The 22,977-nt window shown below is 38.4% G+C and carries 25 protein-coding genes and 1 tRNA gene; 9 read left to right on the plus strand and 17 right to left on the minus strand.

Annotated elements, in window-relative coordinates; translation table 11 throughout:
• Positions 1 to 26: 26 nt before the first annotated feature.
• Positions 27 to 1,400 (plus strand): histidine--tRNA ligase, encoded by a 1,374-nt coding sequence (hisS, locus tag BLO34_RS03485; RefSeq protein WP_090756410.1) that lies wholly within the window; start codon positions 27 to 29, stop codon positions 1,398 to 1,400.
• Here hisS and BLO34_RS03490 read toward each other — a convergent pair whose 3' ends face one another.
• Positions 1,401 to 4,022 carry a LamG-like jellyroll fold domain-containing protein gene (locus BLO34_RS03490; protein WP_090752619.1) on the minus strand — a complete coding sequence of 874 codons (2,622 nt, stop codon included), beginning with the start codon at positions 4,020 to 4,022 and terminating at the stop codon, positions 1,401 to 1,403. It lies immediately after the preceding gene.
• A 256-nt stretch (positions 4,023 to 4,278) separates the two neighbouring features.
• Here BLO34_RS03490 and BLO34_RS03495 point away from each other — a divergent pair, with 256 nt between their 5' ends.
• Positions 4,279 to 5,283, plus strand: a complete 1,005-nt coding sequence (locus BLO34_RS03495; protein WP_090752621.1) for a LacI family DNA-binding transcriptional regulator — start codon at positions 4,279 to 4,281, stop codon at positions 5,281 to 5,283.
• 30 nt (positions 5,284 to 5,313) lie between these two features.
• Here the strand turns inward: BLO34_RS03495 and BLO34_RS03500 are convergent.
• Positions 5,314 to 5,387, minus strand: a tRNA-Met gene (locus BLO34_RS03500).
• Positions 5,388 to 5,537: 150 nt separating this feature from the next.
• Here BLO34_RS03500 and BLO34_RS03505 point away from each other — a divergent pair.
• The gene (locus tag BLO34_RS03505) at positions 5,538 to 5,927 is read left to right on the plus strand and encodes an START-like domain-containing protein (protein WP_090752622.1); all 390 of its coding nucleotides are present in this window, start codon (positions 5,538 to 5,540) and stop codon (positions 5,925 to 5,927) included.
• Positions 5,928 to 5,978: 51 nt separating this feature from the next.
• Entirely contained in the window at positions 5,979 to 6,815 is an 837-nt protein-coding gene (locus tag BLO34_RS03510; protein WP_090752624.1) for an aminotransferase class IV, read from the plus strand.
• Positions 6,816 to 6,821: 6 nt separating this feature from the next.
• Here the strand turns inward: BLO34_RS03510 and BLO34_RS03515 are convergent, their stop codons facing one another.
• From BLO34_RS03515 to BLO34_RS03535, 5 genes are all read right to left on the minus strand, one after another.
• Complete coding sequence (locus tag BLO34_RS03515) at positions 6,822 to 7,382, minus strand: YqgE/AlgH family protein (RefSeq protein ID WP_090752625.1); 561 nt, start codon at positions 7,380 to 7,382, stop codon at positions 6,822 to 6,824.
• A gap of 128 nt (positions 7,383 to 7,510) precedes the next feature.
• Positions 7,511 to 7,783, minus strand: coding sequence for an HU family DNA-binding protein (locus BLO34_RS03520; protein ID WP_041496960.1), 273 nt, complete (start codon positions 7,781 to 7,783; stop codon positions 7,511 to 7,513).
• Positions 7,784 to 7,935: 152 nt separating this feature from the next.
• Positions 7,936 to 8,889, minus strand: a complete 954-nt coding sequence (gene fmt / locus BLO34_RS03525; protein ID WP_090752627.1) for a methionyl-tRNA formyltransferase — start codon at positions 8,887 to 8,889, stop codon at positions 7,936 to 7,938.
• Complete coding sequence (locus tag BLO34_RS03530; RefSeq protein WP_090752628.1) at positions 8,882 to 10,792, minus strand: ATP-dependent DNA helicase RecQ; 1,911 nt, start codon at positions 10,790 to 10,792, stop codon at positions 8,882 to 8,884. Before BLO34_RS03530 ends, fmt begins: the two co-directional genes overlap by 8 nt.
• Entirely contained in the window at positions 10,785 to 11,321 is a 537-nt protein-coding gene (locus BLO34_RS03535; RefSeq protein ID WP_090752630.1) for an AAA family ATPase, read from the minus strand. Before BLO34_RS03535 ends, BLO34_RS03530 begins: the two co-directional genes overlap by 8 nt.
• Positions 11,322 to 11,397: 76 nt before the next feature.
• Here BLO34_RS03535 and BLO34_RS03540 point away from each other — a divergent pair, with 76 nt between their 5' ends.
• The 4 genes from BLO34_RS03540 (at position 11,398) to BLO34_RS03555 (ending at position 14,714) form a co-directional block, all read left to right on the plus strand.
• Positions 11,398 to 11,685: a DUF493 family protein gene (locus BLO34_RS03540; RefSeq protein WP_090752631.1), complete on the plus strand. Its 288-nt coding sequence runs from the start codon at positions 11,398 to 11,400 to the stop codon at positions 11,683 to 11,685.
• Positions 11,686 to 11,776: 91 nt separating this feature from the next.
• Entirely contained in the window at positions 11,777 to 12,451 is a 675-nt protein-coding gene (locus tag BLO34_RS03545) for a DUF4290 domain-containing protein (protein ID WP_090752633.1), read from the plus strand.
• A gap of 174 nt (positions 12,452 to 12,625) precedes the next feature.
• Positions 12,626 to 13,936 (plus strand): UDP-N-acetylglucosamine 1-carboxyvinyltransferase, encoded by a 1,311-nt coding sequence (gene murA, locus BLO34_RS03550; protein WP_090752634.1) that lies wholly within the window; start codon positions 12,626 to 12,628, stop codon positions 13,934 to 13,936.
• A gap of 151 nt (positions 13,937 to 14,087) precedes the next feature.
• Positions 14,088 to 14,714, plus strand: coding sequence for a hypothetical protein (locus tag BLO34_RS03555; protein ID WP_090752636.1), 627 nt, complete (start codon positions 14,088 to 14,090; stop codon positions 14,712 to 14,714).
• On the opposite strand, the gene BLO34_RS03560 is transcribed toward BLO34_RS03555, so the two are convergent.
• The 10 genes from BLO34_RS03560 to BLO34_RS03605 all read right to left on the minus strand — a co-directional run bounded on the left by BLO34_RS03560 (position 14,704) and on the right by BLO34_RS03605 (position 22,611).
• Entirely contained in the window at positions 14,704 to 15,297 is a 594-nt protein-coding gene (locus BLO34_RS03560; RefSeq protein ID WP_090752638.1) for a pseudouridine synthase, read from the minus strand. The two genes, BLO34_RS03555 and BLO34_RS03560, sit on opposite strands and share 11 nt — an antisense overlap.
• Positions 15,298 to 15,539: 242 nt before the next feature.
• On the minus strand, positions 15,540 to 16,169 hold the full coding sequence (locus BLO34_RS03565; RefSeq protein WP_090752639.1) for a carbonic anhydrase: 630 nt from the start codon (positions 16,167 to 16,169) through the stop codon (positions 15,540 to 15,542).
• A 153-nt stretch (positions 16,170 to 16,322) separates the two neighbouring features.
• Positions 16,323 to 17,156 carry an alpha/beta fold hydrolase gene (locus BLO34_RS03570; protein ID WP_090752641.1) on the minus strand — a complete coding sequence of 278 codons (834 nt, stop codon included), beginning with the start codon at positions 17,154 to 17,156 and terminating at the stop codon, positions 16,323 to 16,325.
• A 141-nt stretch (positions 17,157 to 17,297) separates the two neighbouring features.
• Positions 17,298 to 17,915, minus strand: a complete 618-nt coding sequence (locus BLO34_RS03575) for an L-threonylcarbamoyladenylate synthase (RefSeq protein WP_090752642.1) — start codon at positions 17,913 to 17,915, stop codon at positions 17,298 to 17,300.
• 1 nt (position 17,916) lies between these two features.
• Entirely contained in the window at positions 17,917 to 18,177 is a 261-nt protein-coding gene (locus BLO34_RS03580) for a hypothetical protein (protein WP_157686656.1), read from the minus strand.
• A 12-nt stretch (positions 18,178 to 18,189) separates the two neighbouring features.
• The gene (locus tag BLO34_RS03585; protein ID WP_090752646.1) at positions 18,190 to 18,402 is read right to left on the minus strand and encodes a DUF2945 domain-containing protein; all 213 of its coding nucleotides are present in this window, start codon (positions 18,400 to 18,402) and stop codon (positions 18,190 to 18,192) included.
• A 113-nt stretch (positions 18,403 to 18,515) separates the two neighbouring features.
• The gene (locus BLO34_RS03590) at positions 18,516 to 19,889 is read right to left on the minus strand and encodes an aldehyde dehydrogenase (protein ID WP_090752647.1); all 1,374 of its coding nucleotides are present in this window, start codon (positions 19,887 to 19,889) and stop codon (positions 18,516 to 18,518) included.
• Positions 19,886 to 20,581 (minus strand): RluA family pseudouridine synthase, encoded by a 696-nt coding sequence (locus BLO34_RS03595; protein WP_090752649.1) that lies wholly within the window; start codon positions 20,579 to 20,581, stop codon positions 19,886 to 19,888. Before BLO34_RS03595 ends, BLO34_RS03590 begins: the two co-directional genes overlap by 4 nt.
• Complete coding sequence (locus tag BLO34_RS03600) at positions 20,578 to 21,702, minus strand: GTP cyclohydrolase (RefSeq protein WP_090752651.1); 1,125 nt, start codon at positions 21,700 to 21,702, stop codon at positions 20,578 to 20,580. Before BLO34_RS03600 ends, BLO34_RS03595 begins: the two co-directional genes overlap by 4 nt.
• An 18-nt stretch (positions 21,703 to 21,720) precedes the next feature.
• Positions 21,721 to 22,611: a transporter gene (locus tag BLO34_RS03605; protein WP_231959548.1), complete on the minus strand. Its 891-nt coding sequence runs from the start codon at positions 22,609 to 22,611 to the stop codon at positions 21,721 to 21,723.
• 65 nt (positions 22,612 to 22,676) lie between these two features.
• Between BLO34_RS03605 and BLO34_RS03610 the strand changes: the two genes are divergently transcribed.
• Entirely contained in the window at positions 22,677 to 22,970 is a 294-nt protein-coding gene (locus BLO34_RS03610) for a DUF4834 family protein (protein ID WP_090752652.1), read from the plus strand.
• Positions 22,971 to 22,977 lie beyond the last annotated feature (7 nt).

Here is a 22,977-nt window from a genome sequence, read left to right on the forward strand (position 1 = left end):
CTATATTTGCAGCCTTACAAAAATTCATGACACAAAAACCTTCCATACCCAAAGGAACCAGAGATTTTAATCCAACCGAAGTATCTCGCAGGGAATACATCATTGAAACCATTAAGAAGCATTTTCAGCTATATGGTTTTATGCCTATCGAGACGCCTAGTTTTGAAAACTCTGACACATTACTTGGGAAATATGGAGAAGAAGGTGATCGTTTGATATTTAAGATTCTCAATAACGGTCAGTATTTAAGTAAAGTAGATGAAAATGCTCTGGATTCAAGAGATGAAACAGCGATAACATCTCAAATAAGCGATCGGGCCTTACGCTATGACTTGACCGTTCCTTTTGCACGTTATGTGGTTCAACACCAGAACGAAATTGCATTTCCTTTCAAGAGGTATCAAGTTCAAAATGTATGGCGTGCAGACCGGCCGCAGAAAGGAAGGTTCAGAGAGTTTACTCAATGTGATGCAGATGTGGTTGGAACCGACTCTTTATTGCAAGAAGTGGAATTCATCAAGTTATTTGATGATGCTTATACAGATCTTGGTTTGAAAGGCTGTACCATCAAAATCAATAACCGTAAAATTCTTGCGGGAATTGCTCAAATGATAGGAGCAGAGGACAAGCTGATAGATTTTACAGTTGCCCTAGATAAGCTGGACAAAATAGGTGCAGATAAAGTCAAGCAGGAAATGCTGGATAAAGGCATAGATCATCAAGCCATTGAAAAATTACAGCCCGTTTTTTCTCTAGAAGGAACGTTTGAAGAAAAAATAATCCAGATGAAAAACTTGCTTTTCTCTTCTGATATAGGAATGCAGGGTATCAAGGAACTAGAATTCATTAAAGAGAACCTTACTGGTCTGGAGTTGAAGACAACTCATTTAGATCTGGATATCACGCTTGCACGAGGTTTGAATTACTACACCGGATGCATCTTTGAAGTTGCGGCACCAGATGGTGTCAACATGGGTAGTATCAGTGGCGGCGGTCGTTATGATGATTTGACTGGTATTTTTGGAATGCAGGATATGAGCGGCGTTGGGATCAGTTTTGGTTTGGATCGCATCTACCTCGTCATGGAAGAATTAGGTCTTTTTCCAGATACGGTAAAGGTTGGCGTGCAGGTGTTGTTTATTAATTTTGGAGAGGTTGAAGCTAGTTACTGTTTGAAATTGATGTTCCGCTTTCGCGAAAGCGAAATAAAAACAGAGCTATATCCAGATAGCGGAAAGATGAAAAAGCAAATGACCTATGCGGACAAAAACGATATCCCTTTTGTAATTCTTGCTGGTGAAGATGAGATTGAATCTGGTAAATTGACGTTGAAGAATATGAAAACTGGTGAGCAAAACCAGCTCACGGCTGATGAGCTGATCAACAAGTTCAAAAAATAATTATCGCAACATCACCTTACGGTGGTAATCGGTACCAGCGCTTTTCATAGTGACGATGTAGTTACCGCTCGCTATACCATTGCGGGATAGAACGATTTCCTTGCTGTCATTTACTTCCCAGTTTTTTACCTGTTGCCCCAACATGTTAGTCAATGAAACTTGATCTAGCACAATAGTATCAGGCGTTGAGATGTGAATAGCATCAGTGGCCTGAGGCGTGAAAACTAAAATGTTTTCCTGACTTTCAACAGTGTCATTACTTAAAGTAGATTTACCGTGGAAGACTATTGAAAATCTAGCCTTGTATTGGCCCTTAAACAAAAATGGGCTTTCGAATTTGCTTTCTCTCAAGTTATGAAGAACACCTGTATTAGCATCCTTCAGATACACAGGCTGGTCATCATCTAGGTTCTCAATATGATCCAGACCTATTTTTATGGTTCCGTTATCTTTAAGTTTTATATAAAGTGGTAGTTCAATAGATCCCGTAACCTCACCAATTCCCTGAATTGAAAAGCGTTCATTTTGCATCCAAAATGCCATATCATCTACTTGATCATCAAACTGGTAACCATCATAACCTCTATCGATTCCTCTTGTCGCATTGGGATCTATGGTAAGTAGAATTTGTCTGTGGATCTCATTAGGAGAATCGAATCCTATTCTGATTTTGGAACGCTCATCAGAGTCCTGAGAGTAAGTGCTGTGAGCTGCATCATAAGTGCTTCCTGGAGCAGATACAAACACGCTATTGCCGTTATTTTCCTTTTCAAACACTCGCTGTGAGTTGTCAAATTTGATGGCGCCATCATCTTTTACAATAACAAAAAACCCTTGAGCAACTGGAATAAATCGTCCCGGTAATTTAATATCCTTTCCATCAGAATTTACTAACGCGTCTGCTGTTCCCTTAGTGGCATTAGGAGTACCTCCTGATAGATTGTACATGGAATATCCACCTACATAATCTGTGGTACTATGACTCTCACCGCCCATGTGTTCCCAATAATAAATAGTACCATCCAGTTGCGGATTGTCCATTATAAATCGTCTGGCATCCATCGCACTAGGATAAGGATTTCCAATTAGGTAATCATTACCAGCATTAGCGTTCAATTCAATAGGCCCATTATTGGGTAATCCCTTAAACGTATAATTTTGATCTGTAGAAGCGCCAGTACCTTTCATTGAGTAGGCCTCACCGGCTTTAAGCTCTCCTTCATTACCTACATATTGCCAGTTGGCGTAGGTTCCTGAAGCAAGGTTGGAATATTTATGAATCCACCTAGGAGAAACGGTGGCAGCCTGGCTATTAGTAGCAGGTGAGCCATCTGGATTTGTTTCTGCTGTAAAATTTAGTGGTTTTGGTTCAGTAGGGTTCGTTCCGTCCATCATTATAGACGCCACGTCAAAACCTGAATTTACTTGATCTGTTTTAGAATAACTCACTGGTGAACTCCAGTAATTGTAATTGTATTTGTTTCCAGAGCCTTGTTGGTCTCTTTCTATAAAACCCTTACTATCAGAGTTCAATTTGCTGCCCATGGTTTGAACGAGCTGAGATTCACCAACTAGATCTAGAGTTCCATCCAGTTTAAGCGTGTTGGTGATAGTTAAAGATTGGTTTTTTAAAACTTCAATAGTCTGATTTTGAATGTCCAAACTTAAAATTTCAATGCTATTATTGATTTTAATATCATGTGTAGTCTGCACAATATTCCAGTTTACAAGAACTTGTTCCCCATTAATCACTCTAGTAGAATTGGGAGCATGAATCGCCAGGTTTTCATTCCAGGTAGCAGGATCCTTCCAATCTCCATTAGTGATTGAAGTGTAAGGTAATGGCGCAGTTTGATCAACTGCATCAAACCTTGTGGCATCTTGGATAGTGGTTAATTGTTGATTAGATCTATCGACCGCTATTCCATTATTAAAAGTATAGTAAGCGACAAGATTGTCCCATGAAAGTGATTCGCTTGAATCATTTGGATACGGAAGAATGGATCCAGCGACGTTACTGTTCAGATTTATCAGTTCCTGATTCATGAAAAACCTAATATGATCGATGGCTAGAGCCGTATTCCAAATGCGAAATTCATCAATGAATCCTTTAAAATGTTGACCTGTGGTTTGATTTGATTTTGCCAAAGCTCCAATCGCAATAGGTGTTTCTAGTAATTCAGCTTCAAAATTAATGGATTGACTAGTATCTAAAATTCCATCAATATAGATACTTAATGACTCGCCATCATACACTAGACTTACATGACGCCATACATCATAACTTATTAAGGAATTTGTTTCAATTTTAAAGGTGGTAGAGTCAGAGAAATACAAAGCTTGTATACGATTGGTCTCGCTTAGTTGAAAACTCCAGCCATTGCTACCGTTAGATTGTGATACTATGGATTGGATTTTAGATACCTGATCACTGCTTGTATTGATCCATGTAGAAATAGAAAAACTATCGTTTATTTGGACTTCATTCTCTATAAATATCTGGTCAGTAATTCCATTGAAGGAAGCACTTCCAACCTCTTGAATCGATGTTGTGGTGCTTGCTATTGCATAATAACTTATAGCATTTATGATAACCGTGATAAGTAGAGTAGATTTCAGCATAATGATAAATGATTATAACAATCACTAATCTATACACTTTAAACGGTAATAAATGTAATTAGGCTAACTAATTGTCTTTTATCGTTGATATATGTGCTTTAATCTGTTTATCGAGAGGTTTTTTTCTAACATAATTTGAGTATTCGACTAATTAGGTTTAGTGTTCATTATGAATGGTTGATGTTACGCTTTCGCGAAAGCGATATTTCCAACACGATCTATTTCAAAATATTTACCTTTATTAAAATTTTTTATAGTGAAGAAAAATAAAGTCACTTTAAGTCTTCTTGCCGAAAAACTGGGACTCTCCATCTCGACCATTTCCAAATCCCTGAAAAATAGTCACGAAATAAGTGAAGAGACTAAACAACTAGTCGTTAATACCGCCAGAAAAATGGGCTACAAGGGAACCGTTGAACATCCCAAAGCTCATAAGATTATCGCCGTGGTCATTCCTGATGTGGTGAATGGTTTCTTTGCACAGGTTTTGACTGGGATAGAACAAATAGCTTCTGAAAATGATTATAAAATCATGACCTGTTTGACCAATGACTCCATGGAGAAAGAGGCTTCATTTATTGAAAGTCTTTTGAATGACAGTATCGACGGTTTTATTGTTGCCGTGGCAGAGGAAACACAAGTAGCTGCCAGCTACAACCACTTTAAAAAAGTGCTGGATCGCAAGATTCCTTTGGTGATGTTTGATCGTGTCGTTGATGAGCTGGAATGTGATAAGATCACCAACGATGATTTGTTATCAGGTATACGTGTTGTAGAGTTTCTTGCTGGTAAAGGAGATAAGCAACTTTGTATGATCAGTGGTATCAGTAAACTTAGCGTTGGTAAGTTGCGAGAAGAAGGCATTAGAAGACAGGTGGCTCAATATGATGATGTCCTACTTAATGTCATTACTAATATTAACGAGAAGCAACTTGACGAACGTCTTGAAGATGCCTTGAAATATGATGGTATCGATGCCATTATCGCCTTAGACCAAATGGCTGGAATTTTAGCGCTTAATAAAGCAAAAGAATTGGGAATCAACATTCCTAAAGACTTACAGATTGTATGTTATTCTAATGTAGTAACGTCAGAATATTCTTTTCCAAAGATGACGGTGGTAGATCAACATGCCATTGAGATGGGAAATAAAACCTTTACCAGATTGCGCAATTTGATAAATAATCTAGAGGATGTCAAGGTCACTAGAGTACATACCCTAAAGACTTCTTTATTAGAAAGAGGAACAACTAGAAAATAAAAAAACCCTTCAATTTGAAGGGTTTTTTCGTAGCGTGAGGCGGGCACGATCCGCCGACCTCAGCATTATGAGTGCTGCGCTCTAACCAGCTGAGCTACCACGCCATGTCACCTAAACCGCTGGTGGCTTAAGCGGCTGCAAATATAACTTTAATTTATATTGTCGACCAAACTCAATCCATCAAAAATTTTAATTCAATAAATTTTCACGACTTAGTAGGTTTACGTTATATTGCCGCTCAAAGTTAAAGACCAATGCAAGATCCTATCAAATTTGAGTTAGAGTTTCTCGTTCAAGTATCTCCAAGTTTATTATATCAATATTTTGCCACACCTTCTGGAATGTCAGAGTGGTTTGCAGACAATGTAAACAGTCGTGGTGAGTACTTTAGATTTATATGGGATGGCCAGGAAGAAAAAGCCAAAATCATTAAAAGAATAGGTGAGGAGCGCGCACGATTTCAATGGGATTATGATGAGGATACAAAGAAGTATTTTGAGTTTCGTATTGAGGTTGACGAGATCACTAAGGACGTATCCTTAATGATAACAGATTTTGGCGATGATGAGGATGAAGTTGAGGAGCAAAAGATGTTCTGGGAAAATCAGATTAGTGAATTGAAAAAAGTACTGGGATCACGATAGTGACCTATTCATAAAGATTAAATTTGTGCCCTGAAATTCAGGGCATTTTTTATGGTAATACTTAATGATCGACTTGTAGAAAAAGGAAAAGCTCAAATAGCTTTTAATAATCGTGGTACCTACTATGGTGATGGAGTTTTTGAAACCATACGCTGTTATAAAGGAATCGCCATTTTTAACGAATCACATTATTTTAGATTGATGTCCAGCATGCGCATTTTGCGTATGGAAATTCCAAACACTTTCACTCCAGAATTTTTTGAACAGCAAATCTTAGCGCTGCACGAATCGAGTGATAAAGGTTCAAAACATAGTAGAGTTAGAATAACGGTCTGGCGTAATGAAGGCGGCCTTTACACGCCAGAGGATCAAACAATTTCTTATAGCATGGAATTGCGATCGCTATCCGGACCATTTCAAAAAAATGCAGTCAATGAAGTGGAGTTATTCAAAGATCACCTCCTGCCATTGGGAATGTTAGGAACTATCAAAACTACCTCTAAAACGATCAATGTTCTTGCAGGTATTTATAAGACGGAAAATGATTATGATGATATGCTATTGCTCAACCAGAATAAGATGGTGGCAGAATGCATATCTGGGAATCTATTCTTAAGATCTGATAATATTATTAAAACACCACCTATCACAGATGGTTGTTTGAATGGAATCATGCGAGGTCAGGTTATTGCACAACTAAAGCGAATGTTTAATTATTCTTTTGTAGAAGAAAGTATTACTCCATTTGAACTCCAAAGAGCAGATGAGCTGTTCTCAACTAATGTGGTTCAAGGAATTAAATCTATCAGTAAGTATAGAAAGAAGGAATATGATACTGCGGCTGCTGATGAGTTGCGTACTTTCTTTAATGAGAAACTCTTTGATTAGAGCTTATTAATTGTAACTGGGATTTTCTGGAGCGTTGGACCAGATTTCATAGCCATCGCCTAAATCTCGCATTTTGATCTTCCAGATGTCGTGAATTTCATCTGACAACACTACAGCGCTATCTTCATTATCTGTAACTACCCAACTTTTTGAATCTAATTCTTCTTGTAGTTGATGACGTTCCCAACCAGAATAACCTAGAAAAAATTTGATCTCATTACTTGCAATCTTGTTTTGATTGATGAGTGCACTAACCGTTTGAAAATCTCCACCCCAATAAATACCATCTTCAATGTGATGGGAATCTGGAATAAGATCTGGAATACGGTGTAAAAAATAAAGATTATCAGTGCTCACTGGACCGCCATCATACACCTCGAATTCTTCGTGAATCTCTGGCACCAACTCATCCAAAGTATAATCCAATGGTTTATTGATGATAAACCCAACGATACCTTCGCTATTGAATTCCGTTAACAGAACAACTGATCTCGAGAAAGAAGCATCACCAATGATACTAGGTTCTGAGATTAGAAGTTTGCCGCGTTTGGGTGCAAGAGTTTTCATATGCTGGTAGCCTGAATAAACTTAATAAAATTAATTAGGTTATTAACAAATCATTATGGTTTTTTCTTGTAAAATAAAAAAAGCCCATTCTGCAAAGCAGAATGGGCTTTAAGTTGTAAAAGTTGGAATTAGTTTACAGCTTTCTGTAAATCGCTTCCTGCTTTGAATTTCACTACTTTTTTAGCAGCGATTTTGATGGTTTTACCAGTCTGTGGGTTTCTTCCTTCACGTGCAGCTCTTTTAGAAACTGAGAATGATCCGAAACCTACTAGAGAAACACGGTCACCTTTTTTAAGGGACTTTTCTACGTTACCTAGAAAAGATTCTAATGCTTTTTTTGCAGCTGCTTTTGAAATGCCAGCAGATTCTGCCATTCCTTCGATTAAATCTGTTTTGTTCATAATAGAATTTAAATTAATGTTGGTTAAACTAAAACGTGAAACAAATTTATACGGAATATGCTAGCACGCAAGGAATACTGCAAGAAATGAGAAAAATTGTTAATAAACCTGAACAATTGTTAATAACTATACGTCAGTAAATCAGTTTATCGCTAGCCCTTGCCAAATCTAGCGTCAGCCGTAAATTGGTAGCCGTTAAGTAAATCTGCAGACTTCATTCTTTTTTTATTGGGAAATTGTAGTTCTACGAGTTCAAGCATATTCTCTCCACATGCTACTAAAAATTTTCCGTCATCAATCACAATACTACCTGGTTCCATGGAATGGGTTTTATCAACAATTTCGGTTTGGTAAATCTTAATAATCAGATCTTCTCCATCATTAAGCATAGCTTTTGCAACAGGAAAAGGATTTAAACCTCTTACCATCGCATCTACTGCTGTCGCACTTTTAGAAAAGTCGATAACCGTATTACCGGCGTTGAGTTTTGGTGCATCCTTTAAATTAGCTGCATCTTTTTGGATTCTGGTAGTTACGTTTCCATTGGCGATATCGTTCACAGTTTTTAAACTAAGGTTAGCGCCTAATTCCATTAGTTTTACATAGAGGCTACCCACATTTTCTCTTTCATCAATAGGTATAGCCATCTGATCAATGATAGCACCAGTATCAATTTTGTCATCTATAAAAAAAGTGGTGACACCAGTTTGTTCTTCCTTATTTATAATCGCCCAATTGATAGGCGCAGCACCACGGTATTGTGGTAACAAACTTGCATGCAGATTGAAAGTACCCAGCGATGGCATGGACCAGACTACTTCTGGCAACATTCGGAAAGCTACTACTACTTGTAAATCTGCCTTTAATGTTTTTAGTTCATCTGTAAATTCAGCAGATTTTAAGTTGGTAGGTTGTAAAAGATGGAGGTCGTTTTCTAAGGCGTATTTTTTTACGTCACTTTGATGAAGTTGCCTACCGCGACCAGCCGGTTTGTCTGGAGCCGTCACCACGCCAACTACTTCATGGCTTGATGAATGAAGAGTTTTCAATATACCAGTGGCAAATTCTGGTGTACCATAGAACACGATTTTGAGATTCTTACTCATTGATTTGATATTTGTTGTCCGGTGTGATTTTAATAGTCTTTTGTTCAAGAAAGCTTCTTATGATTCTGGTCAATTCAGTTTGATCAATCCCCAATTTTCCTTGAAGTTCCATAAGATTTAATGGTGTAGCTAATACATCGAGAACCATTTGATGATTTGTAAGTCCCTCGGATTTTTTTCTTGGACTGCAGTTGGAACATGCACCACAGGGTTTTCCTGGAGTTTCATTAAAGTAAGTCAGGATGAAATTCTGCAAACAAAGGTCGCGTTCTTGAACCAATTGCATCATTGCATCCAGCTTATTCTTTTTAATCTCATTTTGCCTTTTGAGGAGTCCTGCAAAGCGATTGATTGTGCGGTCATTCTCTCTAGGAACTAGAAAAAATACTTGTGTATCTGCTTTTGCCAGTTGCCCATCGATCACCTCAAGCTGAATCATCTTCTCGAGCACTTCTATGACTTGACTTTCGGTCGTATTACTGCGCATTGCAATAAGACCAAGATTAATATGGATGTCCTGCTGCTGGCTACCACTGTATGTACGCAAAATGGCCTGCATCACGCTACCAGAAACCTGATTGTTTTTAGTATGGTGGATGATGGTGTTTGCGCTTTCGCGAAAGCGAATACTCGACAGTCTCTCTCCACTTTGTTGCATCTTTAAAACGTCATATCTATCTAAGATTTGCAGGGCATTGTAACATGATAACGCATTGAAATTATAATGTTTACAGAACTCTGAGAAAGAAAATTGGTATTGGGTTTCCATGCCTTCATGAAGTGCAATCTGAAGATGGTTGCACAAGGCTCGATAGATTTTCTTAACGAAATCGACTGTAGGCAGCGCTTTGATAAATTGGTTGTGAGCGTGATTAAGGTCATTGATGTTGTAGATAAATTGTGCAATGCTTGCGGCTCCATCACGACCTGAGCGACCTGTTTCTTGATAGTAACTTTCTATACTGTCCGGCAACTGTAAGTGTACGATGGTGCGCACATCAGGTTTGTCAATGCCCATCCCAAAAGCATTAGTTGCAACCATTACCTGCTTTTTGTTTTCCATCCATTCATTCATGGAACTATCGCGACTTTTGGTATCTAGGCCACCATGATAATAATTGGATTTGATCTGGTGCTGCTGCAAATAATGAGCATATTCCAGACAGTTTTTCCTGCTTCTCACATAAGCGATAGAGCTACCGTTATATTTTTTGTAAAAAGAGGCGACAGCAACTCGTTTGTCTGGAGTATCAAGAATTCTGTAGGTAATATTTTCCCTCTTGAAGCTATTCTTAAAAACGACAGCCGCTGGTATTTCAAGGTTATTTACAATATCCTGCTGTACTTGAATGGTTGCGGTAGCAGTCAAAGCCATGATAGGTGCGTCTGGCTTTAATGTTGCCACGGTAGCAATATGGCGATATGACGGTCTAAAGTCATGACCCCATTCACTAATGCAGTGTGCTTCATCCACTGCTATTAGGTTGACATTCATCAGTTTGATACGTTGTTGTACAAGAGGATGCTGCAATCGCTCTGGACTCATGTATAGAAACTTGTAGATATTCTTGCCGTTCTCATCAATAGCGTGAATGGCGTTATCCAGCATATCATCTAGGTCTTTGATCCTGACGGCTCCTGTGATGCCTATAGCTTTGATATCGCGTTTCTTGAGTTGCGCTACCTGATCTTTAATTAATGCGACCAAAGGTGAAATGACAATGCAAATACCTTCCATTTGTAACGCTGGTATTTGATAGCAAAGAGATTTCCCGCCGCCTGTAGGCAGTAATACTAGGCTGCTATTTCCCGATAGAGCATTTGAGATTACTTTTTCCTGTAAAGGTAGAAAGGACTCATACCCAAAAACACTGTTTAATATTTGCGTTGACCTTTCAATCAATGGCAGCGGTATTTAAAATAAATTCGAGACGTTCTTCAACACTTGCTTTAGGAACTTCATGAACATAGTAATCTAAGTCTTTATAATATTTAAGGAGTATGGAGCCTATAGTCATAGCTTGATCAAAGCTTTCATAACGCTCATTATCACTTTCATATATCTCTTCCCATGGCGGCAGGAAAAAAACAGAATCATATCTATATTTATTGGAAGCTTGCTCATAAGATTCTGGAATTTCATCACCTGTGAATTTATGATAAGCCGGTACATCTGGAATACCGCGATCATAGAAGTGGACACCTTTGGTTGCCTTTTTGTATTGATCAATACGACCTTTTAATAACTCATTGCTAAAAGCCATTGGATCTTTTAAAAATAATTGTTCAATTCCTTTTTCTTGGGCTCGCTTGGTAACCAGCCTTGATATTTCATGATGCACTTGATACCCTGCATTTTCAATCGAATTTATGATTGAGGTCTTTCCAGAGCCAGGACCACCAATCAATAAGATTCTTTTTATATTTTCCATAAACTACAAATTAAGGAAATCTCATGTTAGTAGTAGCGCTATCCTAATTATTATATTTGCATTTCTTATTACAACTATGAACGACCCAAAGTCAGAAGAATTCTACGAAAAGCTCAAATTACAGTTAGCAGACACAAGCCTATGGCCATCTAAATATCTTTACAAATTTATCGTGCCATCGCAGCAATCTAAAATTGATGAGATAGAAATCTTTTTTGACAACATGGGCGCTGTTATTACCACAAAAGAATCCAGTAAGGGAAAGTACACCAGTTTGTCAATTCTTGTCAATATGAAAAGCCCAGATCATGTGGTTGAAAAATATAAGGAAGTAGCAACCGTTGATGGTGTCATCTCATTATAGGCTGTCATTTACCTCTTTAAATCAATTTTATGTATGATTTAGATGTTTTTGCTTATTTTGCAGCACTTCACAATACCAATTACAGTCCATTTTGATATCATCCTTAGAATACAATACAGAGCGTAACCAGCTCAACATACCTGAATACGGTCGTCACATTCAAAAGCTAGTCGAGCATTGCAAAACCTTGGAATCCAAGGAAGAACGCAATCGCATGGCAAACGCCATCATAGGTGTGATGGGTAATTTGAACCCGCATTTAAGAGATGTGGCAGATTTCCAGCACAAGCTTTGGGACCAGTTTTTTATCATCGCAGATTTTGATCTAGACGTAGATTCCCCATATCCTTTACCCAATAAAGAAGATTTACTGGCACATCCTCCTAGAATGCCTTATCCACAAAAGAAGCCTAGATATCGTTTTTACGGAAACAATATCCAGAGTATGATCGATGTGGCTAGTTCATGGGAAAAAGGAGAAAAGCGTGAGGCATTGACTTTTATCATTGCTAACCACATGAAGAAATCCTTCCTTAACTGGAACAAGGATTCTGTAGATGATGCGGTTATTTTCAAGCACCTGTTTGAACTTAGTGATGGAAAAATAAATCTCGCTGCTAAAGATGAAGACTTATTGGAGTCAAAAGATTTGATCTACCGCAATACCAATACTAGACGTCACAACAATAACAACAATAATAATCGCAATCGTTCTAAAAAGGGAGGTCGCAGCAACAATAATAACAATAGACGTAGACGTAATTAAACCTCAATTGCGATAAGCGCTTTAATTTTAATCCTAATCTCACAGAGCGAGATTAGGATTTTTTTGTTTTGCAGTGATATCTATTCTGTTGATTACTTATTAATACTTCATTTTAAAAAGCAAGGAACTCTTTAACCAGATGTCTATTTTTAAATTTTAAACCTATTCTTTTTCATGGGAACATTCATAATAGAAGGCGGTCACGCACTTAAAGGAGATATTCAACCACAAGGAGCTAAAAACGAGGCATTACAAATCTTATGTGCCGTGCTCCTCACAGCAGAGCCTGTAACAATTAATAATGTACCAGACATTATTGATGTAAATAAACTGATTGACTTATTGAGCCATCTAGGTGTCAAGGTGACTAAGAATTCTAATTCATCATATACATTCCAAGCAGATAATGTAGATCTTGATTTTCTTCAATCTGAAGAATATAAAACCTTAGGTCGCGGCTTGCGCGGTTCGATAATGCTGGTAGGTCCTTTGTTGGCCCGTTTTGGAAAAGGGTTTATTCCTAGACCTGGTGGTGATAAAATAGGCCGCAGACGCTTAGATACTCATTTTGAAGGTTTTATCAAGTTAGGAGCAAAATTCCGTTACAATCGTGAAGAATATTTTTATGGAGTAGAGGCAGAGGAGCTTCAGGGAACAAACATGTTGCTGGATGAAGCATCTGTTACTGGTACAGCAAACATTGTGATGGCAGCCGTCATGGCAAAAGGAATTACTACAATCTATAATGCGGCTTGCGAGCCATACTTGCAACAGCTATGTAAAATGTTGGTGCGCATGGGTGCAAAGATCACCGGTATTGGATCCAATCTTTTGACGATTGAAGGAGTAAATGAGCTAGGCGGTACAGAGCATAGAATTCTTCCAGATATGATCGAGATAGGAAGCTGGATAGGCCTTGCGGCTATGACTAAAAGTGAGATCACCATCAAAAATGTGGCTTACGATGAGTTGGGACTTATTCCGTCGACCTTCCGCAAATTGGGAATTACTATTGAGCGTCGTGGTGATGATATTTACATTCCAGCTCATACTGATGGATACGAGATACAGAACTACATTGACGGCTCCATTTTGACCATTTCAGACGCACCATGGCCAGGATTTACACCAGATCTTCTCAGTATCGTTCTTGTCGTTGCCACTCAGGCTCGCGGTAGCGTGTTAATTCATCAAAAGATGTTTGAGAGCCGTTTATTTTTCGTTGATAAATTGATTGACATGGGCGCCAAAATCATTTTGTGTGATCCACATCGAGCGAGTGTGATAGGACACGATTTCAATTCCAGCTTGAAGGCCACCACAATGACTTCTCCAGACATTCGCGCTGGTATTTCGCTACTTATTGCGGCCTTGAGTGCAAAGGGAACTAGCACGATTCACAATATTGAGCAGATTGATCGAGGTTATCAAAATATTGATGCACGTCTCAAGCGCATAGGTGCTCATATTCAGCGACTGAGTTAGTTGTCTGTTATAGAGTTTTTTATGTAGTTCGCTTTCGCGAAAGTGAACTCATCAAAAACCAGAATGCAACCTTATGCGTTTATGCTAGTCAAAAAGATCATAAAAGTTTTGTCTGAAACGAGTTAGGCAAGGATTTTGTTATTTTAGTAGCATGAGAATTCGGTTATTATTTATCGTATTGTTGATTGGGTCTTTTGTGGCAGCACAAGAAACGCCTAAAAGTTCTACCGTGAAAGTGAATCCAGTAGAGAGAGAAGTGGAGGCGCCCAATGAAAGTGGATCACTCTTGTTTCCTAAAAAAGAAGAATCCATCACGCCATTTTTCTCCAGAACTAAATCAGCTCCAGAAATAAGCATGAGAACCGATACCGATTTGTTGGATCCAGGTGTGCAATTTGCACGACCTAAATTCAAAAAGGATCTAGGTAACAGCATTGGGTTTGTAAGTGATACTTTTCTAGGTGAGATAAAAACTGGTGAGCAAGTCTTGACCATGGTTTGTCGTGATCACCAGTATGAAGATGGTGATTTAGTACGTGTGTGGCTCGATGACAAAATACTCGTTGAGCAGATTTATTTGCGCAATGCTTTCCAAGGTTTTGATATTAATTTGAAAGAAGGTTTCAACAAACTTGAAATTGAAGCGTTGAATCAAGGCTCGTCAGGTCCAAATACTGCGGAATTTAAGGTTATGGACAAAGAAGGAAATGTTGTTTCCAAAAATATATGGAATCTCGCCTCTGGTGTAAAAGCCACGATGATCGTGATTAAGAAATAGCTGTTCTAAGCTGATTGTCATCAAGTTCTATAACTTCGCCACTATTCATATTTTCTATAGAATAGCTTCCGATTCTAACTCGAGCCAATCTTAATGTAGGAAATCCTACGGCGCTCGTCATTTTACGCACTTGCCTAAATTTCCCTTCATTCAATATTATGGAAATCCAGCTTGACGGCCCATGGCGATCATCTCTGATTTTTTGGTTTGTAGATGGAAGTTCAGGGATTGCATCCAATCTTCTTACCTCGCAAGAACTAGTTAAATATGGTTTTCCATTTACTGAAATCTCGACGCCATTCGAAAGTTGATCTACTGCTTCATCAGTAATTACACCATCAACTTGAGCAAAGTATTCTTTTTTAAAAGTATCTGATTTATTAATTTGATTACTCAATTGACCATCAGTAGTGATGATTAAGAGGCCTTCACTAGTTTCGTCTAACCTTCCTACGGCCATGCAATCTTCTGGAAAATCAAATAACTCTCCTAAAAATCGTTTTTTTCTCTGATGCCTGTCGTTGGTAATAAATTGACTTACCATCTTATAAGGCTTATATATTAGAAAATGTCGATGGTTCATGAACACTATGGATTCAAAAGTTTTCCGTCAATCCTCGGTCTCAAAATATTATCGGCAGGGATTGAATCTTTATAATTGAAGGGTTTATTCTTCACATGCCATCATCTAAACAAGTTATTGAAGTTGCTTTATGAGCCATAATGTGTCTCAATTTCTATTAACACTTTATAACGAGAATCTTGAGAAAAGAAAAAACGCCCCATGAACTGACAAGGAACGTTTTAATATGTAAAGTACTAAGTTTAGTCCAAATGATAGATCTCCATAATGTCATCAAGTATGGATTTGAAATCGATCTTAAGATCAATCAATTTACCGCTTTCAAGATCGAACACCCAACCATGGACAGTAATATTCCGATCTTTTACAGCTAGCTGTACATCACTAGTTTTAAGCACATTAATACACTGCTCTTGAACGTTTAGTTCCACTAAACGCTTGTATCTAGCATCCTCATCTTTAATAGCATTTAGCTCATCTTTATGGGTTCTATATACATCCCGAATGTTACGTAGATATGGATTTAAGATTCCCAAATCCTGTGACTGCATGGCTGCTTTCACACCTCCACAACCGTAATGTCCACAAACGATGACATGATCCACCTTTAAGTGTGTAACAGCATAATTAATAACGCCCATGGCTGTCAAATCTAGATTTGATGCCATGTTAGCAATATTTCTGTGTACAAAGATTTCTCCTGGACCTAGACCCATAATCTCTTCCGCAGTTGCTCTACTGTCTGAACAACCTATATATAGAATTTCTGGACTTTGTCCAGATGCGAGCTTATCAAAATATTTGGAGTCTTCGTCTAATTTAGACTTTATCCATTCTTTATTGTTTTCAAAAATCTGATCTAAGTTCTTCATTGTGATGGCTAATTGTATAAGTTATATGCTTGTAAAATAAGATATCGTCACCATTTCTCCCATTCCTTAATGATATTTTTAAGAGATCAAAATGAGAATAAAAGAAATCGGCAAATCATTTGACTTGCCGATTTCCTACAATCAATCAAAAATCTATTTCAAAAAGTCTTTTAATATTTTGTGTAATTCATCTTGATGTGTGAGGTACAAACCGTGTGGAGCTCCTTTAATTATTTCTAATTGAGAATCCTTAACTAGTTTGTGTCCTTGCTCTGAAGTAGGTTTTGATGGTACCACTTCATCTGCATCACCATGAATGAATAAAGTTGGAATATCAATGGACTTGAGCGCATCTCTTAGATCTGTTTTCCCAAATGCGTCAATACAATCTAAGGTAGCCTTTGGAGAGGCAGCGACTGCGATATTGAAGTTGTAATCCATTTGACCTTCAGAAACTTTGTCTTTATTGTCTTCATAATTCACAAAGTTCTTTCCGAATTCTTTAAGGAAACCGGCACGGTCATTTTTCACATTATCTTTCATTCCCGTGAAAACTTTTTCTGGTACTCCATCAGGATTATCATCTGTTTTCATCATGAATGGTGCAATAGAGCTAATAAAAACCAATTGTTTCAAGTTGCTAGTTCCATATTTTTCAACGAATTTTCCCAATTCACCACCACCCATAGAAAACCCTACAAGTGTTACATTCTGCAAGTTCAGTTTTGTGATCAATTCATGAACATCTTGAGACATCTCACTATAATCATAACCTTTGTAAGGTCTAGAGGATTTTCCAAAACCTCTTCTATCATAAGTGATCACTCTATAACCAGCGTCAATCAATACAGGAACTTGATATTCCCACATGTTCCCGCTCAATGGCCAGCCGTGACTTAATATAATTGGATCTCCTGATCCGTAATCTTCATAATAGATTGATATATCTGCTTGTGATGTTCCCGTTGTTTTTTCTAGGTATGGCATATTTTTATTTTTGTTTTAAAGTACTGCGATAAGTAGGGTATTTCTTATAAATTGATGTGAATTTGCGTTTTGTTTAGAAATGTAGAAATGAAAAAAGCCGCAAACCTTAGGGTTGCGGCTCAGGTTGATATTTTTTTTGTCTTACAACTCAGTACTACCTTTTCCTTCTCTAATCAGAGTTGGTTCTGATGTTGTTAGATCAATAACCGTTGAGCCTATATTGCCACCAGCGCCACCGTCAATGACGAAATCCACCAGTTTGTCCCATTTCTCGTGAATCAAACTAGGGTCTGTGGTGTATTCAAGAATCTCGTCCTCATCTTTAATGGAAGTAGAAATGATTGGATTACCCAGCGCTTTGACTAAACCTGTCGCGATATTATTGGCAGGAACTCTTATACCTACGGTTTTTTTCTTTTTGAATATTCCCGGTAAATTGTTGTTTCCTGGCAATACAAAGGTATAAGGTCCAGGAAGATTGCGTTTCAATATTTTGAATGTACCAGAATCAATTTGGCTGGTGTATTCACTTAGGTTGCTCAAATCTTCACATATGAATGAGAAGTTTGCTTTCTCAGATTTCACACCTTTTATCTGTGCAATTTTTTCAATGGCAGCTTTATTTGTGATATCACATCCTAATCCGTAAACAGTGTCAGTAGGATAAATCACTAATGCACCATCGCGCATGGCTTTGGCGATGCGCTTCAATTGTTTCTGATCCGTTTTTTCTTCGTAGAGTCTTATTAATTCAGCCATGTTATGATCGGTTTAGAATAAAGTCTAGAGGTATAAAAAGTACACTTGCTACTAAGACGAACACTACAATCTTCATTAAGATTGACATCTCGTCCTTAGGTGCTGCAGGAATCTTGTGATATTCATGTTTACCATCCTTGCGCAACTTTATTGCAACAGTGTCTTTATCATCTTTGAACAGTTGAAAACCGTACAACACGATAGCAACGATAATGGCAATTATCATGAACTCAGTCATTCCAGACGTTGTAAGTTGAATCATAAATTAGTAGTATTAATCGGCACGCTCGACTTCACTCTCCAGTTTTAGTACTGCGCCGCCGTCTTCTTGTTTGATATATAAAGCCTTATTTCCTTCTTCTCCATCGCGAGTTACCTCATTTCCATCTATGGTTCTGGTTACTTTTTTAGTAAATGTCGATTGGACTTTTCCTTCGGCAGTACCGTTGCCCCATTTCCATTTTACTTTGGTTCCTTCTTGAATCATCTTTTTTCTTTTAAAGATAGGAGAAGTTCGCTTTCGCGAAAGCGAAATAACATCAACTTAACTTTACAAGATTCATTCCACGTATTTCAATAATTAAATTCAGAACATTCTTACTAGAACCACTTCATAAACTTCTTGACTAGTGAAACTGGGTAGTTATAAGGTGGATATTTAAGAGGAATATCTAACCACGTACCTCGATGTACCACGCTTTTATAATGGCTGAAAGTTTCAAAGGTTTTCTTGCCGTGGTAACTACCTATCCCACTGGTGCCAACTCCGCCAAAAGGTAGACCTTCATTGATATACTGTACAATACTATCATTTATAGCGCCACCGCCGAATGAGAATCGATCAATGAACCAATCCACAAAATCGCTGTCATTTGCGTAAACGTAGGCACCTAATGGTTTATCATAGCTATCGACCCATTGTTCCACATCCATTTTATTAGCGTAGCTTATAATGGGTAAAATAGGGCCGAAAATCTCGTCTTTCATTACCGTACTTTCTCTCGAGGGCTCATCCAATAGCGTAGGTGCGATGTACAGATCTGACTTATCCATCATGCCGCCATAAATTACCGTTGATTCATCAATCATTTCTTGCAATGCGTCAAAATGTGCATCTCTAATAATGCGCGGATAGTCCGCACTCTCTTGCGGATTTTCACCATAAAAATCTACAATCGCTTTCTTCAACAATTGGATCAGCTTTTCCTTAATGGAATGATGCACCAGCAGGTAATCGGGAGCGATACAGGTCTGGCCTGTGTTCAGAAATTTTGCCCAAACAATTCTTTTGGCACAGACTTCAACGTTCGCGCTTTCATGAACGACGCTAGGATTTTTGCCGCCCAATTCTAGTGTTACTGGAGTCAAGTGTTTTGCTGCAGCTTCATAAATCTTTTGGCCTACGCCAGGACTTCCAGTAAAAAAGATATAATCCCACTTGAGTGATGTCAACTTTTGTGCAATCTCGCCATCACCTAATACTACAGCGACGTGACCAGGTTCAAAAGATTCCTCACAAACACGTTTCAGTAGGTGGCTGGTAGCTTTTGAGAATTCGCTAGGTTTCAAAACAACGGTATTCCCTGCTGCAACCGCACCAATCAGTGGAGCAAGCGCCAATTGAAACGGATAATTCCAAGGCGAAATAATAAGCGTATTGCCATAAGGTTCTGGATAACGTCTTGCTTTTGAAGGAAAATTGAGTAGCGCGGAACTAACTTTTATAGGTCGTGACCATTTTTTGGTCTTTTTTATAAAGGTGTCCAGTTCACCAATCACCACTTGATATTCGGTTATGAATGCTTCAAATTTGCATTTTCCAAGATCAGCTTTAAGTACATTGTAGATTTCCTGCTCATCTCTAACTAAAACCGATTTTAGCTTTTTTAGAGCCGCAATGCGGTAGGAGACATCAAAGGTTTTACGGGATTTGAATAATTCTTTTTGTGCTTGATGTACTTGGTCTGGTGTCATAAATTCTTTTCTATCGCTTTCCAGATGGGATCATGTGAAGGAACTGGAGCGGTGATATGAACCGGTTCCTTTCTTACTGGATGTATGAAAGATAAGAATCTTGCGTGCAAGTGAATACTACCATCTTTATTACTGCGCTTAGCACCATATTTCAAGTCACCTTTAATGGAGTAGCCTATTTTGCTGAGTTGCGATCTGATTTGGTGATGCCGTCCAGTTTCCAGAGTGACTTCTAACAAGCTATAGTTATCCAACCGGTGCAGCAATCGATAGTGTAAGGTGGCCTTTTTAGAATTAGGCACAGCATGGTCGTGAGAGTAGCTTTTGTTTTGTTTGGGATTGCGTACTAAATGATGGGTGAGTGAGTCTTGATGTTTTTCTACATGACCTTCCACAACAGCCCAATATACTTTTTTAGTATCGTGATCTGCAAAGAGCTTATTCATTCTAGTGAGCGCCTTAGAAGTTCTTGCAAATATTACTGCGCCAGATGTAGGACGGTCAAGTCTATGAGTCACGCCTAGATAAACCGCTCCAGGCTTGTCATATTTAACCGCGATATAATCCTTTATCAAATCTGGCAGAATAGTATCACCAGTTTTATCGCCCTGCACTAAATCGCCAGAATTTTTGTTGATGGCAATCAGGTGGTTATCTTCAAATAGAATGCGATGTTGTTCTAGTTTTTTCAAACCAGATCCTTACGATAGGTGCGACGTCGCTTATGTAATATAGGATCAAAATCTTTCCAGGAAGCTTGTACGGCAAGATTATCTTCCAGTTCTGGATTAGTCTCACACAATTCAACACCGTAATCCATGAAATTTTGCGTCACATTGCGGAACATCATCGCGGTCACGCCCTTTCCTTGAAGTTTGGGGTGAATACCTATCAAATAAAAAGCGGCTCGTTTGTTTGTCTTTTTTGCTTTCAACAAATGGAGAAAACCGAAAGGAAATAATTTACCGTTTGCTTTTTGTAAAGCTTTAGAGAACGAAGGCATAGTAACAGCAAAAGCTACCAATTTACCATCACCATCAACGATACATTCCAAGAAGTCTGGATTGATGAATGGAAGGAATTTCTCGCGGTAGAGATCAACTTGATATTGTTGAATGGGAACAAAGGTTACTAGTTCAGAATAGGTCTGGTTGAGCAATTCAAACATGCCATCCACATAGGGTTCCACTTCCTTTATATTTTTGAATTTAAGTTGTGTAAGATTATATCGCTTTGCTACAAGATCTGCAAACTTGTTGAATCGTTCAGGAATAGGATTTGGTGGTTTGAATTTGAATTCCACCCATTCGGCACTTTTGACGTATCCCAATTGTTCCATGTGCTCCTTATAATAAGGGTGATTGTACCACGTGATCATCGTCGCAAGTTCATCAAAGCCATGGATTAGAATTCCAGCTTTATCCATTAAGTTAAACCCTACGGGACCTTCTGCATATTCCAGCTCGTGTTCCTTTCCAATCTTTGTAACCTCATTGAGCAACGCTTTGGTTATCTCGATATCATCAATCATATCCAACCAGCCGAAACGCATCTTTGGTTTCTTTTGCTCATTGACTTCTATATGATTGATAATTGCAGCGATGCGTCCTACTATTTTGCTTTCGCGATAAGCGAGAAACAACCAGCAGTCTGCATTCTTAAAAACCTGATTTTTATTGGGATCAAAAGTTTCCATTTCGTCCTTGATGATAGGCGGCACGAAATACTTGTTGTCCTTGTAAAGCTCCATGGGAAACTTGACAAACTTCTTGATGTCTTGCTTACTGGAGATACGTTTAACGGTAATACTCATGGATGATAGTTAGTACAATTACTGTATTACGGGATCCTTGTGCAGGTCGAGTCGATAGCTCATCCCAACATTAATTTGATACAGGTTAGGTGTATCCTTGAAATTGATGGCGGCACTGGCATCTACCTGCCAATTCTTATTTATTAGATAAGCACCACCAGCGCGAGCTATATCGTCGCTGTAAAAATCTGAGATAATGGTCTGGAACTCGCCAAATGCTGCCCAGTTGTTATTGATGCTATGAGTCAATGTGAAAATACCGCCATATGCAGGAAAATCTGTGCCTATACGATCTGCAATGAAGTTTCCAACGAATACCCAACGGCCAAAATTATTTTGAGTAATTAATTCTGCTCGAGGCGAAAATTTTGCATCTCCAGGTGGCAAAAGGCTATTAGGATCTGCTAGATCTATGTTTGCCCCTGCAAATACTGATACTGCAGGAATGAGATCCTTGAGCTTGATCCTGCGGTTATCGTGATAACTATATAGGTTTACCTTGCGTTCACCCCATTTTTTGATAGGATCGAGAATCAAATATTTTGCACCCAACGTACTGCGGGAAAAGTTTGAAAAAGTATTCTCCTGAACTCCAAAGCCTTGATTGATCGTCTCGTTGACATTTTCAAAAGTTCCAAAATAGGAGATTTCCAATTGTTCCCAAATCAACCCGTAGCGCAATTGAAAAGCCAGACCAGTTATGTCTCGTTCATAATTGAGCAAACTATGCTCTTCATTGCGATAAAATGCAGATCCTTCAACCTGTATTACATTCACACCTACTGCAAACGCGCCTTGCGACTGACCAGGATTATTGGTGTTTATGGTTTCCGTATACTGACCCATCATTGCCAGTGGCATCATGAATATTCCTGTCAGGATTGGAACAATTAATTTCTTGAGCTGCATAGTTTATAATGAGAACCAAATTTAAGATTTATTAAAGAGTCTCAAATAGGTAGCGCCGTAATTTTATGGCAAAGCTTTTAAACTTGAAATTACTACAGGCTATTCTAATTATCGTTGGTGTTTATCTAACCGTACGATTAATCGTGAGAATCTATGGAAAGTCCATCTTGAAATGGGCAGGAAAGAAAGCCATGAATCGCGTGCAACGCCAGTTTGAACAACGCCAGAATGGATCGCAAAGAAATACTGTGAATGAAGGTGAAACCATCATAAACGATACAAGTTCTACCAGCTCTGCAAATTCCCAGCGTTCCAAGAAAACCGTAGGTGAGTACGTCGACTATGAAGAAATTGACTAATTTTCAA

The sequence above is a fragment of the Nonlabens sp. Hel1_33_55 genome (assembly GCF_900101765.1).
In the GTDB taxonomy this organism is placed as follows: domain Bacteria; phylum Bacteroidota; class Bacteroidia; order Flavobacteriales; family Flavobacteriaceae; genus Nonlabens.

Coding starts and splice junctions, on each gene's coding strand:
- hisS (WP_090756410.1), top strand. CDS start 27: ATGACACAAAAACCTTCCATACCCAAAGGAACCAGAGATTTTAATCCA.
- BLO34_RS03490 (WP_090752619.1), bottom strand. CDS start 4,022: ATGCTGAAATCTACTCTACTTATCACGGTTATCATAAATGCTATAAGT.
- BLO34_RS03505 (WP_090752622.1), top strand. CDS start 5,538: ATGCAAGATCCTATCAAATTTGAGTTAGAGTTTCTCGTTCAAGTATCT.
- BLO34_RS03510 (WP_090752624.1), top strand. CDS start 5,979: ATGGTAATACTTAATGATCGACTTGTAGAAAAAGGAAAAGCTCAAATA.
- BLO34_RS03515 (WP_090752625.1), bottom strand. CDS start 7,382: ATGAAAACTCTTGCACCCAAACGCGGCAAACTTCTAATCTCAGAACCT.
- BLO34_RS03520 (WP_041496960.1), bottom strand. CDS start 7,783: ATGAACAAAACAGATTTAATCGAAGGAATGGCAGAATCTGCTGGCATT.
- fmt (WP_090752627.1), bottom strand. CDS start 8,889: ATGAGTAAGAATCTCAAAATCGTGTTCTATGGTACACCAGAATTTGCC.
- BLO34_RS03535 (WP_090752630.1), bottom strand. CDS start 11,321: ATGGAAAATATAAAAAGAATCTTATTGATTGGTGGTCCTGGCTCTGGA.
- BLO34_RS03540 (WP_090752631.1), top strand. CDS start 11,398: ATGAACGACCCAAAGTCAGAAGAATTCTACGAAAAGCTCAAATTACAG.
- murA (WP_090752634.1), top strand. CDS start 12,626: ATGGGAACATTCATAATAGAAGGCGGTCACGCACTTAAAGGAGATATT.
- BLO34_RS03555 (WP_090752636.1), top strand. CDS start 14,088: ATGAGAATTCGGTTATTATTTATCGTATTGTTGATTGGGTCTTTTGTG.
- BLO34_RS03560 (WP_090752638.1), bottom strand. CDS start 15,297: ATGAACCATCGACATTTTCTAATATATAAGCCTTATAAGATGGTAAGT.
- BLO34_RS03565 (WP_090752639.1), bottom strand. CDS start 16,169: ATGAAGAACTTAGATCAGATTTTTGAAAACAATAAAGAATGGATAAAG.
- BLO34_RS03570 (WP_090752641.1), bottom strand. CDS start 17,156: ATGCCATACCTAGAAAAAACAACGGGAACATCACAAGCAGATATATCA.
- BLO34_RS03575 (WP_090752642.1), bottom strand. CDS start 17,915: ATGGCTGAATTAATAAGACTCTACGAAGAAAAAACGGATCAGAAACAA.
- BLO34_RS03580 (WP_157686656.1), bottom strand. CDS start 18,177: ATGATTCAACTTACAACGTCTGGAATGACTGAGTTCATGATAATTGCC.
- BLO34_RS03585 (WP_090752646.1), bottom strand. CDS start 18,402: ATGATTCAAGAAGGAACCAAAGTAAAATGGAAATGGGGCAACGGTACT.
- BLO34_RS03590 (WP_090752647.1), bottom strand. CDS start 19,889: ATGACACCAGACCAAGTACATCAAGCACAAAAAGAATTATTCAAATCC.
- BLO34_RS03600 (WP_090752651.1), bottom strand. CDS start 21,702: ATGAGTATTACCGTTAAACGTATCTCCAGTAAGCAAGACATCAAGAAG.
- BLO34_RS03605 (WP_231959548.1), bottom strand. CDS start 22,611: ATGCAGCTCAAGAAATTAATTGTTCCAATCCTGACAGGAATATTCATG.
- BLO34_RS03610 (WP_090752652.1), top strand. CDS start 22,677: ATGGCAAAGCTTTTAAACTTGAAATTACTACAGGCTATTCTAATTATC.